General features: G+C 58.6%; 17 protein-coding genes. 5 read left to right on the top strand and 12 right to left on the bottom strand.

Going from position 1 to position 14,476, the window contains the following annotated elements:
- Positions 1–6: 6 nt before the first annotated feature.
- Complete coding sequence (locus ACWXTG_RS13325) at positions 7–1,383, top strand: PAS domain-containing protein (RefSeq protein WP_480220170.1); 1,377 nt, start codon at positions 7–9, stop codon at positions 1,381–1,383.
- A 288-nt stretch (positions 1,384–1,671) separates the two neighbouring features.
- Here the strand turns inward: ACWXTG_RS13325 and ACWXTG_RS13320 are convergent, their stop codons facing one another.
- The 6 genes from ACWXTG_RS13320 to ACWXTG_RS13295 form a co-directional block, all read right to left on the bottom strand.
- Positions 1,672–2,721, bottom strand: a complete 1,050-nt coding sequence (locus tag ACWXTG_RS13320; RefSeq protein ID WP_480220169.1) for a heme-dependent oxidative N-demethylase family protein — start codon at positions 2,719–2,721, stop codon at positions 1,672–1,674.
- Positions 2,722–2,729: 8 nt separating this feature from the next.
- Positions 2,730–3,683 carry a PDR/VanB family oxidoreductase gene (locus tag ACWXTG_RS13315; protein ID WP_480220168.1) on the bottom strand — a complete coding sequence of 318 codons (954 nt, stop codon included), beginning with the start codon at positions 3,681–3,683 and terminating at the stop codon, positions 2,730–2,732.
- A complete protein-coding gene (locus ACWXTG_RS13310; RefSeq protein ID WP_480220167.1) occupies positions 3,680–4,276 on the bottom strand; it encodes a dimethylamine monooxygenase subunit DmmA family protein in 597 nt (198 codons plus the stop codon). Before ACWXTG_RS13310 ends, ACWXTG_RS13315 begins: the two co-directional genes overlap by 4 nt.
- Positions 4,277–4,279: 3 nt before the next feature.
- Complete coding sequence (locus ACWXTG_RS13305; protein ID WP_480220166.1) at positions 4,280–5,398, bottom strand: aminomethyl transferase family protein; 1,119 nt, start codon at positions 5,396–5,398, stop codon at positions 4,280–4,282.
- A 385-nt stretch (positions 5,399–5,783) separates the two neighbouring features.
- The gene (locus tag ACWXTG_RS13300; RefSeq protein ID WP_480220165.1) at positions 5,784–6,515 is read right to left on the bottom strand and encodes a type 1 glutamine amidotransferase; all 732 of its coding nucleotides are present in this window, start codon (positions 6,513–6,515) and stop codon (positions 5,784–5,786) included.
- A gap of 1 nt (position 6,516) precedes the next feature.
- Positions 6,517–6,654, bottom strand: coding sequence for a hypothetical protein (locus ACWXTG_RS13295; protein WP_309564355.1), 138 nt, complete (start codon positions 6,652–6,654; stop codon positions 6,517–6,519).
- 44 nt (positions 6,655–6,698) lie between these two features.
- Here ACWXTG_RS13295 and ACWXTG_RS13290 point away from each other — a divergent pair, with 44 nt between their 5' ends.
- The 3 genes from ACWXTG_RS13290 (at position 6,699) to ACWXTG_RS13280 (ending at position 9,842) form a co-directional block, all read left to right on the top strand.
- A complete protein-coding gene (locus ACWXTG_RS13290; protein WP_309564354.1) occupies positions 6,699–7,337 on the top strand; it encodes a helix-turn-helix domain-containing protein in 639 nt (212 codons plus the stop codon).
- Positions 7,330–7,791, top strand: a complete 462-nt coding sequence (locus ACWXTG_RS13285; protein ID WP_480220164.1) for a GNAT family N-acetyltransferase — start codon at positions 7,330–7,332, stop codon at positions 7,789–7,791. Before ACWXTG_RS13290 ends, ACWXTG_RS13285 begins: the two co-directional genes overlap by 8 nt.
- A 95-nt stretch (positions 7,792–7,886) precedes the next feature.
- The gene (locus tag ACWXTG_RS13280; RefSeq protein ID WP_480220163.1) at positions 7,887–9,842 is read left to right on the top strand and encodes an acyltransferase family protein; all 1,956 of its coding nucleotides are present in this window, start codon (positions 7,887–7,889) and stop codon (positions 9,840–9,842) included.
- A gap of 87 nt (positions 9,843–9,929) precedes the next feature.
- On the opposite strand, the gene ACWXTG_RS13275 is transcribed toward ACWXTG_RS13280, so the two are convergent.
- The 6 genes from ACWXTG_RS13275 to ACWXTG_RS13250 form a co-directional block, all read right to left on the bottom strand.
- Positions 9,930–10,853, bottom strand: a complete 924-nt coding sequence (locus ACWXTG_RS13275) for a hypothetical protein (RefSeq protein WP_480220162.1) — start codon at positions 10,851–10,853, stop codon at positions 9,930–9,932.
- Positions 10,854–10,999: 146 nt separating this feature from the next.
- On the bottom strand, positions 11,000–11,386 hold the full coding sequence (locus tag ACWXTG_RS13270; protein WP_480220161.1) for a type II toxin-antitoxin system VapC family toxin: 387 nt from the start codon (positions 11,384–11,386) through the stop codon (positions 11,000–11,002).
- Positions 11,383–11,583 carry a type II toxin-antitoxin system VapB family antitoxin gene (locus tag ACWXTG_RS13265; protein WP_480220160.1) on the bottom strand — a complete coding sequence of 67 codons (201 nt, stop codon included), beginning with the start codon at positions 11,581–11,583 and terminating at the stop codon, positions 11,383–11,385. Before ACWXTG_RS13265 ends, ACWXTG_RS13270 begins: the two co-directional genes overlap by 4 nt.
- A gap of 152 nt (positions 11,584–11,735) precedes the next feature.
- Complete coding sequence (locus ACWXTG_RS13260) at positions 11,736–13,040, bottom strand: ammonium transporter (RefSeq protein WP_480220159.1); 1,305 nt, start codon at positions 13,038–13,040, stop codon at positions 11,736–11,738.
- Between the two features lie 11 nt (positions 13,041–13,051).
- Positions 13,052–13,390, bottom strand: coding sequence for a P-II family nitrogen regulator (glnK, locus tag ACWXTG_RS13255; RefSeq protein WP_011478800.1), 339 nt, complete (start codon positions 13,388–13,390; stop codon positions 13,052–13,054).
- Positions 13,391–13,404: 14 nt separating this feature from the next.
- Positions 13,405–13,632, bottom strand: a complete 228-nt coding sequence (locus tag ACWXTG_RS13250; RefSeq protein ID WP_407995623.1) for a hypothetical protein — start codon at positions 13,630–13,632, stop codon at positions 13,405–13,407.
- A gap of 114 nt (positions 13,633–13,746) precedes the next feature.
- Here ACWXTG_RS13250 and ACWXTG_RS13245 point away from each other — a divergent pair, with 114 nt between their 5' ends.
- Complete coding sequence (locus tag ACWXTG_RS13245) at positions 13,747–14,460, top strand: response regulator transcription factor (RefSeq protein WP_407995622.1); 714 nt, start codon at positions 13,747–13,749, stop codon at positions 14,458–14,460.
- Positions 14,461–14,476: the final 16 nt, after the last annotated feature.

Raw genomic sequence — 14,476 nt, 5'->3', positions numbered from 1 at the left:
ACTGCCATGAGCCTATATCTTTTCAGCACACTGATACTGAGCATTATCTTCCTGCTGGTGTTCAACAACTGGTGGACCGCCAGCGCGCCCTTTGCCACCCACCTCACCGGCCTCCTCATCGTCAGCAGCATATTGCTGACGCTGCTGCTGACGGCGGCGCTGGCTCCCGTGCTGGCGCGCCAGAACATAGGGCGCATGCAGGCGCGCATGCGCAGCCCGAACTGGGAGCACGAAGTCTCCTCGCGCCTTTCGTCGCCCGCAGCGGTGGTGGAGAACCATACGGTGGTGTTCGCCAACCAGGCCTTCCTCAACGAGCTGGGCATGGCCGGCATGTCGGACCAGATCGTCGGCATGCCGCTCACCAACGTCATCCATCCGGGAGACCACCAGCTGCTGGCTGCATTGCTTGCCAATATCGACACCCCCGCCAGGGAGGATAGCACTTTGCGCCTGCTTTGTTTGGACGGCACCGTGCTGCCGAGCAAGCTTTCCCTCTCCCCCATGGGGCACGGCGCCACCCACCAGCGCCTGCTGCTGCAATTCTCCCCGATTTCCAGCGGACCGGCCACCGGCGTGCGCTTCAACGAACAATTCAATTACCACCTCCTCATCAACCGCCTGGAGGAAGTGGTGTTCGAGCTGCAACGCGGCAACAGGCTGAGCTTCCTCAACCCGAGCTGGGAAGCCCTGCTCGAGTACTCGATCGAAGAATCGCTGGGCAAGCCGCTGATCGACTTCATCCACCCCGAGGACAAGCCGCTCGCGATTGCGCGCCTGGACTCCATCGCCCGCGGCAAGCGCCTGCGCTGCAACGAGCAGATCCGGCTGATCAAGCGCAACGGCGAGCCGTGCTGGGTGGAAATCCGCGCCCGCAGCTCCGCCATGGCGGAAAACGAGGGCGCCAGCGTGCTCGGCACCCTCACCGACATCACCGAGGCGCGCCAGGTGGAAGCCGGCCTCAGGAGCAACCGCCACTCCCTCAGCAGCCTGATCAACAACGTGCCGTGCATGATCTACCGGCGCAAGGCCGACCACGGCCTCAATTTCGAGTTCGTCAGCGACGGCAGCCTCAACCTCACCGGCTACGGCGCGCACGAGCTGATCGCCAACCCTGCCCTCAGCTTCAGGAAACTGCTGTACCCGGGCGATTACCAGGTGTGGGAAACCGCCCGCGAACAGCTCACGCAGCGGCAGGCGTTGCAGGCGATCTACCGCCTGTATTCACGCAACGGCTCCTATCAATGGGTCTGGGAGCAGGGCAACGGCATCTACGCCAGCACCGGCGAACTGCTTGCCGTGGAAGGCTTTATCGCCGCCCTGGGCGGAGAGAATGCCGAGGCGGCCCCGATCTTCATGCAACTACAGCGCCAGATTGGCCACTGAGCGCGGCCAAAATGCTCCTGGCGTTGTTGCCTTGCCGAAGAAGAGCCTGTTCAATGTCTTTTCATCGGGACACGCATGGATCCAAACCGTGTCCGGTCAAGGCGCAGTCCGCCGGTAATGCAGATGCCTTGCCAAGGACTGCAACGCAGAGCGGGCGCGGTTTGGGGCCGTGCCCTTCGGGTTGCCCCGGCAGCGGCTTCGCTGCCGGGGCAACGTGCCTGATGAAAAGACATTGAACAGGCTATAAGGCAAGACGGCACATTCACTGCGTTTTAAAACACAACCATATCATTCCGGCTGCGTGCCGGGCGGCAACGCCTCGCCATCGTCGCGTTGCGACAGCCACGCCACCACGGGTTCGTGATACGCCTTGATGCCCTTGTATTCCAACAGGTCGGGGTGCAGGTCGCGGATCACGCGATGGAAACGCTTCACCCAGCGCGGGTAGGTCGCCATCTCCTCCAGGCTCATGAGGTAGCAGCGGATGCTGAACAGGATGGCGTTGCTGCGCGGCAAGCGGAACAGGCTTTGCAGCTCCACCCGCAAGTGCGCTTTCTCGCCCGCGTTACCCGCATCCACTTTCAGCCGGTCAGGACCCCATTCCGGATAATGCTCCGGCGAGGTATCCAGGCGCGGGTTGATGGTCATGGTCCAGTTGAGGCGGCGCACCGGGCTGCCCTGCTGCAGGCTCATGAGGAACTTCAGCGCGCGGTCCATGATGCCCATTTTCTCCACCTGCGGCACAGGGCCGTGCCATTCGTGCCAAGACATGCCGACGTCGAACGCGAGCGACCAGTCCGCCTGGCTAGTGATGAAGCCCGCATCGGCGAACAATGTTCCTTCGCGCTGGTCAAGCAGCACGAAATCCCCCTGCACTTGCCGGCCCATGTACTCGAAAGGCTCCATCGGCAACGTGGAAGCATCGCCGAACACGAAGCTATCCTCTATGCCCAATACCAGGTTGTTCCAGGTCCAGCGCTCGCCATGCTTGCTCAGCTTGAATTGCGCCGGGTAATCGCGGGCCAGGCTTTCCATGGTGAGTTCCAGGAAATCCCATTGCGCGTCCATCATGTGCGGCAATGCCGCATAGCGCCCCCGGTCCTGGTCCAGGGTCGCCCATTTGTCCACGCACTCGTCGGCATAGTGCTCGTCGATGTCGAACGGGTGCTCATAGACGGAGCCTGGCGCGCCGGGCTTGTGCGGCTCGATGTTGACCGAGTACATGTAGTGGTCCTGGTCGAACGGGAAAGGAAAGCGCCGGATCGCCGCGGGAGAGTTGTGGAAAGTGTAGGCGCCACGGAAGGTTTCCGCGTCGAGTTTGTAGGCAAGGTTGTTCATGGTGCACCTCAGAGGTTGAGTTCAATAAACGAGCATTTGGCGCGCGAAACGCAAGGCATGATCTTGCCGCCCGAGCGCCTTTCGTCTTCGGACAGGTAATGGTCGTGATGCTCGATCACGCCGTCCGTCGCCAGCACTTCGAGCTCGCAGCGGCCGCATGCGCCGCCGCGGCACAGGTAGGGCACATCGACGCCGGCAGCCTCCATGGCCTCCAGCATGCTTTCCTCGGCACCCACTTCCACCACCCGCGCCGATTGCCTGAGGCGGATGGCGAACGGCTCGCCCACGGGCGGCGCGAGGAACTCCTCATGGTGGACATGCGCCTCGGGCCATCCCAGCCTGCTGGCGGTATTCCGCACGGCCTCGACCATGCCGCCGGGACCGCAGACATACACATGCGTCCCCAGCGGCTGGCACGAAAGCAATGTGGCGGTATCGAGCATCTGCCCCTGGCTCTGGTCGTAGCAAACCAGCCTGCCGCCCAGCAAGCCTTGCAACTCGCCGACAAACCCGGCGTGGCGCTGGGAGCGGAAGGCGTAATGCAGCTCGAAATCCGCCCCGCTGCGCAGCAAGTCATGCACCTGCGACATGAACGGCGTGATGCCGATGCCGCCCGCCACCAGGATATGCTTGCGGCCGACGCGCGAAATGGCGAACAAGTTGACCGGCCAGGAGATTTCCAGCGCTGTGCCTACCTCGACCTGCTCATGCATGAAGCGCGAACCGCCGCGCGAGTTTTCCTGCAGGCGCACGGCAATCTGGTAATTGCGGCGGTCCGAAGGCGGGCTCAGCAGCGAATAGGCGTTGCGGTAAGTACGCGGCCCTGCAGGCATGGACACCACCACATGGCTGCCGCCTGAAAACCCGGGCAATTCGCCGCCGTCGGCGGCCTCGAGCGTGAAACGCCGTATGCCTTCCGCCGCCTCGGCAATATTGGAGACGATCACTTTCAAGCTGCTCATGGGTAAATCTCCTCGGCCGCAGGTATCTCGCCGGGCGCTTCGGCATCGACCATCAGCCCCATATAGGCGCCGAGCCGGCGCGAGAAATGGTCGCGCACGAAAAGATGGCGCCGGCAGCCGCTGCATACCGCGATATTGGTCGTGACATGCTGCGTTATCGTCTTGCAGTGCACGCAGTACACCGGGCGCGCCAGCGACACATGCTGCTCGCGCATGATGTCGGCATTGAGCACGCCATGCTTGGCGGCCAGCGTCGAGACCTGCCAGAGGAAATCCTCATCGCCGGCTGCATACAGCCGCGTACCCATGTACGCAGTGGAGAGCAAGGCGTCGAACGCAGCCCATAACGCCTCCTGGCTGGCGAATACCTGCACGCCGTCGCCTGCCACGGATTTCAGCGCGGCGGTGTAATCCGCCTCTTGGCCGGCCAGGTACAGGATGACGACAGGCTGCTCGGGCAGGCGTTGCTGGTAAAGGCGCAGCACGGCGCGCCCGGCCTCGCCCTGCGCCAGCACCACGTGAGCCTGCGCCTGGTGCTGCCAGGCCAGGCTGGCATACACCGGCTTGCTCCTGATCCAGTATCCGCGTTCCATGGCTCAGCCCTCGCTGCGTGGATGGGTGCGCAAGCGCAGCGGGTCGTAGAACGGGATCGGGGCGATATAGGCCTTGCAATTGGTCGTCTTGCCCTGGATCTCGACCTCGGTGCCGTTGGCGGCAAACTCCGGCGCAATATGCGCCAGCGCGAGCGACTGCATGAGATAGCGGCTATAGGAAGCGCTGGTGACCACGCCCACCTGCTTGCCGCCGATATGAATAGATGCGCCGGCTTCCACGGCAATCGCCGCCTGGCAGACCAGCCCTATCTGGCGCACGCGCTCCTTGCCCTTGGACGCCAGCACGGCGGCCTTGCCGATATAGTCGCCCGGCTTGTCGAGATCGACGCCCCATCCCATGTTGACCTCCCATGGCGTGGTATCGCCTTCTATCATCTCGAACGGGAAGAACAGCAACGCCGCCTCTATGCGCGTGAGCTCCAGAGAATTCCATGAGGCGGGAATCACGCCGAACGGCTCACCGGCTTTCAGCAATTCGTCCCACAGCAGCACCGCGTCTTCCGCGCGGCAGTAGATTTCATAGCCGAGCTCGCCGGAGTATCCGCCGCGGGCGATATAGACATCCTTGCCGAACAGCTTGGCCGGCTTGTGCTGGAAATAGGCCAGCTCCTTTAGGTCGAACGCCAGCAAGGGGCTCAGCACCGCCAGCGACTTGGGGCCTTGCAGCGAGAGGATATGCGCGCCGAGGTCTGGCTCGACCTGGACGTCGAGGCCTTGCGCGATCTTCGCCAGCTGTTGCTTGGTCGCGCCGCTGCCGTGGGATAAGCGGAATGCGGTGGCGGAATCGCGGATCACCATGATGTCGTCGCAAATCGCCCCCGCTTCGTTCACCTTCGCCGCCAGCAGCGAATGGCCGGGCTTGAGCCTGGTAATGTCCCGCGCCACCAGCCGGTCCACCGCTTTTTCGGCATCCGGGCCGGCGACATTGACGATATTCAGCGCCGATACATCATAGAGCCCGGCCCTGGAACGTACCGCGACGACTTCGTCGTGGACATCGGTGTCATAGCTCCAGGGAATGGACATATCGTTCCAGGTCTCGCCGTCCAGTTTGGAGCCGAGGGCGCGATGGCGTTCGTTGAGAATCGAATTCCTTGACATGCTTTATCCTTAGAAGTGGTCATTTCAAGGTCAACAATAGTCAAAACGCCAGTCGCGGAAAATTCTCTCGAAGATGTACTTCAAAGGTGGTATCTATGCCCGCCTCGGCTTTACCGCCGCCTCAATCCCGCTTCAGGTTCTCAGAACCTGTTCAAAGTCTTTTTATAGATACGCATGACTTGAAAACGCGTCCGATCAAGACGCAGTCCGCAGGTAATGCTCATTGCCTTGCCAAGGACTGCAACGCAGAACGGGCGCGTTTTCAAGTCATGCCCTGCGGGTTGAACCGTCAAGGCAGCCGAAGCAAGGCGCAAACCACAGACGTGCTTATTGCCCGGCGAGGATTTGCAACGCAGCAGCGGCTGCCTTGACGGTTCAACGTATTCTATAAAAAGACTTTGAACAGGCTCTTAGCCCAGCGCGCATATACATGCCCCGCCCATTGGTTGAGCGTGGCGATCCTCGCGTCGAGGTCATGCATTATCTCGGCGGCAGACTGGATCATGGGCTGTGCGGGGTCGGCATCACTCCCTCCCTTGAGCTCTTCCGGCGATATCCCGCACCACTCGCGCACCATCTCCGCCTTCATCTCGATATGGCACTGGAAGCCGATATGCAAGTCATCGAGCACATAGGCCTGGTTGGCGCAGTGCTCGCTGCGCAGGATACGCACCGCGCCCGGCGGGATGGAGAATGTCTGGTAATGCCACTGGAACAAGTCCAGCGCGGCATGGCCGCCCAGCCACTCCACCGCTTGCGGCACAGCCTCGGGCCAGGCACGCACCCAGCCGATCTCGGTAAAACGGCTATCCGTCACTTCCCCGCCCATCGCCTTGGCGAGCATCTGGCCTCCCAGGCAATGCCCGATCACAGGGATGCGCTGCACCACAGCCTCCCTGACCAGGGCCAACAAGGGCGGTATCCAGGGCAAATCGTCATTGACGCTCATGGGCCCGCCCATCATGGCAAGGCCGCTATATGCATGGATATCTGCCGGCAATGCCTCGCCCCGGTCTATCCTCAATACCTGGAACGGAATATGCTCGTTTACGAGATAATCCCCAAGGTGCCCCGGCCCTTCGGAAGCGCTAAACTGCACGATCATCACGGGTTTCATGTCATGGTTCCTGTTGTGTTGGGTTGGCCGCCTTGCCGTATGTGGTGCCATGGAATATTATTAATAAACTTTTTTTAATTTCAAGAAACTTTTCCTGCCATACAGTGCCAAGAAAAGCAAGAATCAGGCGAGCAGCCATCAAGCTGTTTTCCAGTAATTAAGAAGTGAGAAAGAAGACGAGAAATGGCGGAACATGTGAAAAAAGCGCTGCCGGCAAATACCGACAATGAAAGCAAACCGCTGGGCAAGCACCTGGGCAATGTCATCAAGGATATCCGCCAGCAACATGGGCTCACCATTGCTGAAGTGGCCGAACGCGCCAACATCAGCCGCGGCATGCTCAGCAAGATCGAGAACGGCCTGGTTTCCACCAGCCTGGACACGCTGGAGCAGCTTGCCAACAGCCTGGGCGTGACGATTTCGAGACTGTTCCAGGGCTATAACCAGCCAACGGGAGGCGCCCAGCTCGTAAAAAAAGGCCAGGGCATGGAAGTGGTGCGCCGGGGCACCCGCAACGGGCATACCTACCACCTGCTGGCCTACGACCAGGGCCCGAAGAAACTGTTCGAGCCGTTCCTCATCACCCTGGAAGACCCGGGCGAGGAATTCCCCTCCTTCGAGCACAGCGGCACCGAGTTCCTCTATATGCTGGAAGGCGAGCTGGGATATCGCGTGGGCGAAGAAGTCTACATGCTGGAGCCGGGCGACGCCCTCACCTTCCGCGGCGAGATTCCCCATCGTCCGGAATACCATGCCAAGCTGCCGATCCGCTTTCTCGCCATCATCCATTACGACACGGAAGAACCGGTCGAACATGAGTGAGCCAGCCACAGTAATCCGTCCCGCCGAACCAGCAGACATCCCGGCGTTGTGCGGCCTGCTGCAGCAGCTCTTCAGCATAGAGCAGGACTTCACCCCCGACCTGGCGAAGCAAACCGCAGGATTGCGCCTGCTGCTGGAGCGGCCCGACCGGGGCACCATCCTGGTGGCGCAACTGGCCGGCGGCCAGGTGGTCGGCATGGTCAGCGCGCAACTGGTCGTCTCCACAGCACAGGGCAGCCCTGCCGCCTGGATCGAGGACATGGTCATCGATGCGCAATGGCGGGGAACCGGCTTAGGCAAACAGCTGCTGAACTATGCCCTCGCCTGGGCCAAGACGCAGGGCGCCACCCGCGCCCAGCTATTGGTGGACATGGACAACCAGCCCGCCGTCGCTTATTACGACCACCTGGGCTGGAACGCCACGCGCTTGCAGGCACGCAATATCTTCATATAGAAGTTGGATCAGCCAAGCCCGCCCCGAGCTGAATTTCATGCTGCGCTCATTGTCACACCTTGCAACAAGAGCAAGAGTGGATCGAAAGGAGCGGTTTGAAATACAGGCGGGAGATAGACGGTTTACGTGCAGTTGCAGTGCTGGCAGTGGTGTTCTTCCATGCCGGTTTTTCTGGTTTCAGCGGTGGTTATGTCGGCGTTGACGTCTTCTTCGTCATCAGCGGATACCTCATCACCTCCATTCTGCTCGGCGAGCTCGAGCAGCAACGCTTTTCCATCATCAACTTCTACGAACGCCGCGCGCGCCGCATCTTGCCCGCCTTGGCAGTCGTATTGCTCGCCACCAGCGTAGTGGCATTTTTCCTCATGCCGCCCTCGCTGCTGCACGACTATGCGCGCAGCCTGATATCGGTAGCCGCATTCGGCTCCAATGTGTTTTTCTACCTCAGCAGCGGCTACTTCTCCACGGCCTCGGAAGAAAAGCCCCTGCTCCACACCTGGAGCCTGGCGGTGGAAGAGCAGTACTACTTGCTGTTCCCGCTGCTGCTTGCCGGGCTCTGGCTCGTGCGCCGCATCAGTATCACTTGGGTAATGCTGATCCTGGCCATGGCCTCCTTGGCCTTGTCGGAATACCTGCTGCGCCGGAACGCGGTCGATGCCAACTTCTACCTCATTTTCAGCCGTGCCTGGGAATTGCTGGCAGGCTCCCTGCTCGCCTTGCTCAGGCCGGAGCAATGGAACAGCCTCAAGCAAGGCATGCGCAACGGCCTGGCCTGGACCGGGCTCGCCATGATTGCCGGCGCGGTCTTTCTGCTGGACCAGCAAACGCCGTTCCCCGGCCTGTACGCCCTTATCCCCGTGCTGGGCGCCTGCCTCATCATCACGTTTTGCGATCCGTCCGGTGCGATAGGCAAGCTCCTTTGCAGCCGGGCCATGGTCGGCATCGGCCTGATCTCCTATTCGCTATACCTCTGGCACCAGCCGCTGTTTGCCTTCATGCGCATGAAAAGCGCGTCCGACCCTGGCGTCATCATGTTCACCGTCGCAATTGCGCTCGCCTTCTTGCTCGCCATCCTCAGCTATTTCTATGTGGAGCAGCCCTTCCGTAACAAGAAGCGCTATTCCCGCGCTTGCATCTTCCAGTTTTCCGGCGTGGCGCTAGGCGTGATGCTGGCCGCGGGATTGGCTGGGATGCAGGGCAAGGGCTTTCCCGATCGCTTCGAGCAGCCGGAACTCATGACCAGTACCATCGGCAGTCCGTTGCGGGAGGAATGCCACACCAGCGGCACCGATTACCTGAAACCGGCGCAATCTTGCGAATACTTTGGCAAGCACATTACCTGGGCCACATTGGGCGACAGCCACACCGTGGAATTGGCCTATGCCTTGGGAGAAAAGCTCAAGCCACGGGACGAAGGCCTGCTGCACCTGAGCTTCAGCGGCTGCCCGCCCGCCTTGCTGTTCAAGGCCAAGGAGCCTGGGTGCAGCGCCTGGATGCGCGAAGCCGTTGCCCACCTTGAACAACGGCAGGACATCAAGCACGTATTGATCGGCTTCAGCTATACCCGCGCCCTGTTCGGCAACCTGGAGCACTATCCGTCATTGCCGGATAAAAGCCCGGTCAATAAGTTCACGGCCGAATATGCGGGCATGAGCCGCGAGGAACTCCGGGAGGAGTATTGGCAAAGCCTGAAAGCCACCATAGACCGCCTGCTCGCCGCTGGCAAGGACGTATATGTCGTGTACCCCATCCCGGAACTGCCCATGGATATCACCAAGGCAGTCACACCAATGTCCATTCTGCACAAGGCACCGCCGCAAGACCTTGGGCACATGACCAGCCGCGATTTCTACCTTGCCCGCCATGCCTTCATCCTGGAAAAGCTGGATAGCCTGCACTATGGCCAGCGCCTTCATGCCATCAAGCCAGTGGAACAACTTTGTACCGATGGCTGCGCAGCTGCAATTGATGGTGAAGCCTTATATTACGACGACAATCATCTTAGTTTGGCCGGTGCACGGAGAATGTTGACAGACATGACTTTTAACTAAGAGCTACCCGACTCCCAACATACACCGCAAATTTCCTGGACGAAGCAAAGGCAAAAAAGTCGGCTAGATAAGATGACTCAGCATCGGTTAAGTAGCTTTCTGAATAAGCCACTGCGTAAGACCAGAATCAACAGCCAGAGAGGCTACTTCCCCCAGCCCCATAAATGTGACCCCTTGCTTTTTCGCATACTCACGGAGCGACGGATCTGCTGTATGGACGATGAACAGCATTTCTTCATACTGATCCATGGCTTTGTACTGTTCTGTGTAGTATTCCAACTCCTGCAATGAGGAGGACGACTTGACCTGAACAAAAGCACGACGACCGGTAACCGGCAGAAGCATCTCAAGGTCTATAGACTTTTCTGTTTTTCCGAGTGGAGACAAGCGTTGCCATCCAGCCCTAGTAAGAATCAAGTCAACCAGCAACTCGAAATCCTTCCAGTGAAGTCGCTGAATAATCGGCGCAACGGAACTCTTCAATAACTCCAGCCTTGTTGCTGCTTCCTGCACATCTTCCATTACGGCGCCGTTTAGACGTGCAAGCAGGTATTCACGCTCACGCACATTGCAGATGGTTCCACGGAATCCTTGCACTTTCGTAAGCCGACCGCTAAGGCTATCCACGTAGAGAGGGTTTCCAGTTGCGTCGTCGCAGCGCCAGCCACCGATCGCCTTCCGACTCCGAGAACCGTGCGGCTCCACTTCAGTAACCTGGGTATCAGCGAAACACCAATATAGTTTTCGGTTGTAGAAAGTAATCCAAAGCGCATCTGCACCTAACGTGTAGAAATCCTTGGTCTGGTTGACGATCTTAGTTACCTCGGCCTGCCTCTTAAAGGTACACCAGTATTGTTCAAGTACCTTCCAATCCCCTCGCAGACAGTCCTCGTGGTGAGGATTGCCAAATCCAAACCTCACCGATGGTATGGTTCCTTCGATGCAGTCCTTCTCCCACACGCCGCCTAGGCCAAGTTTGATGAAACGCACTTCGGATGGATTTATAGTCATAATTTCTACCTAAAGTTTAAATTGAGGAGCGTGGAACGGACGCCAAAACCAAATATTCCGCATCCCCCGAAACGACATTGGATATCATGACACCACGAACCAAATCCTCCCAATTGATAACGCGCTTGCCCCCAATGAATTGATATTTATCTATCAATGCAGACTGGCTCATACATGACCCCCAAGCGTTGTGCTAAAGCGGACAAGCGCTTATCCAGCGTCCACAACTCCACCCCGGGCGATAGCAGCGCAGACGTCAATAACGTCATATCTATCAGGCCGCAACCAAGACCATAAAGCTTTTTCTGTTCCACAAAAGCCATGACCTCCCGCAAACTTGCCTGCTGGGACTGCTGCAACGTGGCCAAATCGGCAAGCGTTTGTGCTCTGCTGGGCGGTGTACCGCATGCCAGCTCACCCAACACCATGGGATGCATCAGCACCGAATCCAGCATGAGCAATCTCACCAGCGCATCATTGCGCTGCCGGAAGTGCTCCACCCATACCGAGGTATCAACCAGCACAACTTTCACTGGGCATGCTCATGGCGACGCGGAACATTGGCCATTTCGGGAGCCGCGGCTCCCAAGGATGCCAGCCGCTTCGCCGCCTGAACCCTGACGAAAGTCTTGACGGCCTCCCGGAACAAATCCGCCTTGTCCATCATCGGGTCCGCTACTTCGAGCGCCCGTTCATACAAAGCGTCGTCAATGGTCACTGTGGTTCTCATATACACTCCTCATCATTTTAGATGACAATATGCATCATATATTATCATCACGACTTAACCATGACTAGAGAAACCAATGACTGCCCGATTTAACAAATAAAAAAGCCCGGCATTCGCCGGGCTTTCCTCAGGCCTGTAACTTCCAAGCTGTTTTAGGAGTGATAGGCACGCTCGCCATGAGAGGCAGTATCCAGGCCTTCGCGTTCGTCTTCTTCGGAGACACGCAGGCCAACCACCAGGTCCACGATCTTGAAGAGGATATAGCTGACCACGCCGACATAGACCACGGTAAAGCCGACTGATATAGCTTGGATATAGAACTGCTCACCCATGGTCACGCCTTCTTCGTAGCCCACGCCGCCCAGGGATGGCGCCATGAAGATGCCAGTGCCCAGCGCGCCGACGATACCGGCGATACCGTGGACGCCGAACACGTCCATGGTGTCGTCGTAGCCGAGTGCGTTCTTGAGCTTGGTGACGGACCAGAAGCTGATGAGGCTGGCGATGAAGCCGAGTACGATCGCACCCATCGGGCCGACGAAGCCGCAAGCGGGAGTGATCGCAACCAGGCCGGCAATCGCGCCGGAAATCGCGCCCAGCATGGAAGGCTTGCCTTTGCTCAGCCATTCGGCAATCACCCAGCCGACGACAGCGGCAGCGGTTGCCAGTTGGGTATTGACTACCGCCAGGCCAGCCATGCCGTCAGCAGCCAGTTCGCTGCCGACATTGAAGCCGAACCAGCCAGCCCACAGCAGGGAACCGCCGACCATGGTCAGGACCATGTTGTGCGGAGGCATGGCTTCCTTGCCGTAACCGATGCGCTTGCCCAGTACCAAGGCACCCACCAGGGCTGCGATACCCGCGTTCATGTGCACCACGGTGCCGCCAGCGAAGTCGGCTGCGCCCATTTCGCCGATCCAGCCGCCGCCCCAGACCATATGAGCCATGGGCAGGTAGGAGAACGTCATCCACAGCACCATGAACAACAGGACCGCGGAGAACTTGATGCGCTCGGCAAAGCCGCCGACGATCAGGGCCGGGGTAATGGCCGCGAACGTCATCTGGAAGGTGACGAACAGCAGTTCAGGAATGGTGCCTTCCAGGCTGTCCGGCGTAATGCCCGCCAGGAACGCCTTGCTCAGGCCGCCGATGAAGGCGTTGCCTTCGGTGAAGACCAGGCTGTAGCCATACACCGCCCACAATACGGACAGCAGGGAGAATGTCACCAGCACTTGCATCAATACCGACAACATATTTTTGGAACGTGCCATGCCGCCGTAGAAGATCGCGAGGCCGGGCACGGCCATGATGATGACGAGCACGGTGGCCACGATCATCCAGGCGGTATCGCCGCTGTTCAAGACTGCTGGTGCTTCCGCGGCTACTTCTTCTGCCATACAGGAACCTGCCGCCAGCATGCCGCCCAGCAAGGTGGAAATGGATAAGAATCGCTTCATGACGCCCTCCCTCAAAGCGCATCGCCGCCGGTTTCACCGGTGCGGATGCGATAAGCCTGTTCAAGATCAAAGACAAAAATCTTGCCATCCCCGATCTTCCCGGTGCTGGCAGATTGCTCGATTGCGTCAATCACCTGATCCAGCAAGCTGTCTTCAATGGCGACCTCCAGTTTCACTTTAGGAAGAAAATCCACCACATATTCAGCGCCGCGGTAAAGCTCGGTATGCCCCTTTTGGCGTCCGAATCCCTTCACCTCGGTGACGGTAATCCCTTGTACGCCAATAGCGGAAAGAGCTTCCCGCACTTCGTCAAGCTTGAAAGGCTTGATGATAGCGGATATGAATTTCATACATGCTCCTTGCATCAAAGATTGTTGATAATCACCAGAGTCCTGGCATATTCATTTGTTTCGTTAGAACAGCCGATGTTCAGCAACTCTTGTGCCAGCATTAATTTCTTTTTATTTTCAAAAGCATACAAAAAGATGATACGCACATGCCATTCCACAGCCGGTTTTCGATGCACAACAATTGCGCAATGCACCAATAATGTGCGCCCCATGCAAGCCGAGCGGTTGACATTTGTTGACAATCTCCCTGAAGGGCGGCGGTATAAGATTGGCTATGGTGGTGCGTGATATTGCCGCAATGGCTTGGCATGTTTCCGTCATGCGCGCCTATAATGCAAAAAAAGGAAAGAAAAGAAATGCGTTTTGCTGCCTTGGATGACAACAACTCGGAACTGGAGCTCATAGAGAAAACGGTAGTGTCGCTGGGACATGACTGTCACACCTTCAATGATGGCAAATCCTTGCTACGCACACTGCAGCACGAAACCTTCGACTTCCTCATCCTCGACTGGGAGCTGCCCGACACTTCCGGCCCGGAAATTGTGCAATGGGTACGCGCCAATCTCAAGGAAGCCATTCCCATCCTCATGATCACCAACCGCAGCGACGAGCGCGACGTAGTGCATGGCCTCACCTCCGGCGCCGACGACTTCATGAGCAAACCGGTCCGCGTGCGCGAACTGCACGCCCGCATCAACGCGCTCCTGCGCCGGCTCTACCCGCAGCAAACGCAGCAGGAATTCGTCTGGGGCAACTATAAATGCAATGTGGCGCAGCAACGCTTCGAGCATAACGGCATACCGGTCACCCTCAAGAACAAGGAGTTCGAACTGGCGTTGTTCCTGTTCCAGAACCAGGGGCGTCTGCTGTCGCGCCAGCATATCCAGGAACAGATCTGGGGCATGCAATCGGTGGACCTGCAAACCCGCACATTGGACACGCATATTTCAGCAATACGCTCCAAGCTGAAACTGCACCCCAACAACGGCTACAAGCTGGCCGCGGTCTACGGCATGGGCTACCGGCTCGAGAGCGATACGCTGGTACCGTTACTGGAAGAGAATTCTTAATATTATTACCGGGGAT

The sequence above is a fragment of the Methylobacillus sp. DLP286 genome (assembly GCF_056636515.1).
Note: the sequence above shows the minus strand (reverse complement) of the source record. Positions and strands in the feature narration are given on the sequence as shown.

Bases quoted from the DNA above. Each gene is read 5' to 3' on its own strand.
- ACWXTG_RS13325 (WP_480220170.1), top strand. From the start codon at position 7: ATGAGCCTATATCTTTTCAGCACACTGATACTGAGCATTATCTTCCTG.
- ACWXTG_RS13265 (WP_480220160.1), bottom strand. From the start codon at position 11,583: ATGAGAACCACAGTGACCATTGACGACGCTTTGTATGAACGGGCGCTC.
- ACWXTG_RS13245 (WP_407995622.1), top strand. From the start codon at position 13,747: ATGCGTTTTGCTGCCTTGGATGACAACAACTCGGAACTGGAGCTCATA.
- ACWXTG_RS13305 (WP_480220166.1), bottom strand. From the start codon at position 5,398: ATGTCAAGGAATTCGATTCTCAACGAACGCCATCGCGCCCTCGGCTCC.
- glnK (WP_011478800.1), bottom strand. From the start codon at position 13,390: ATGAAATTCATATCCGCTATCATCAAGCCTTTCAAGCTTGACGAAGTG.
- ACWXTG_RS13290 (WP_309564354.1), top strand. From the start codon at position 6,699: ATGGCGGAACATGTGAAAAAAGCGCTGCCGGCAAATACCGACAATGAA.
- ACWXTG_RS13300 (WP_480220165.1), bottom strand. From the start codon at position 6,515: ATGAAACCCGTGATGATCGTGCAGTTTAGCGCTTCCGAAGGGCCGGGG.
- ACWXTG_RS13260 (WP_480220159.1), bottom strand. From the start codon at position 13,040: ATGAAGCGATTCTTATCCATTTCCACCTTGCTGGGCGGCATGCTGGCG.
- ACWXTG_RS13285 (WP_480220164.1), top strand. From the start codon at position 7,330: ATGAGTGAGCCAGCCACAGTAATCCGTCCCGCCGAACCAGCAGACATC.
- ACWXTG_RS13295 (WP_309564355.1), bottom strand. From the start codon at position 6,654: ATGGCTGCTCGCCTGATTCTTGCTTTTCTTGGCACTGTATGGCAGGAA.
- ACWXTG_RS13320 (WP_480220169.1), bottom strand. From the start codon at position 2,721: ATGAACAACCTTGCCTACAAACTCGACGCGGAAACCTTCCGTGGCGCC.
- ACWXTG_RS13310 (WP_480220167.1), bottom strand. From the start codon at position 4,276: ATGGAACGCGGATACTGGATCAGGAGCAAGCCGGTGTATGCCAGCCTG.
- ACWXTG_RS13275 (WP_480220162.1), bottom strand. From the start codon at position 10,853: ATGACTATAAATCCATCCGAAGTGCGTTTCATCAAACTTGGCCTAGGC.
- ACWXTG_RS13315 (WP_480220168.1), bottom strand. From the start codon at position 3,683: ATGAGCAGCTTGAAAGTGATCGTCTCCAATATTGCCGAGGCGGCGGAA.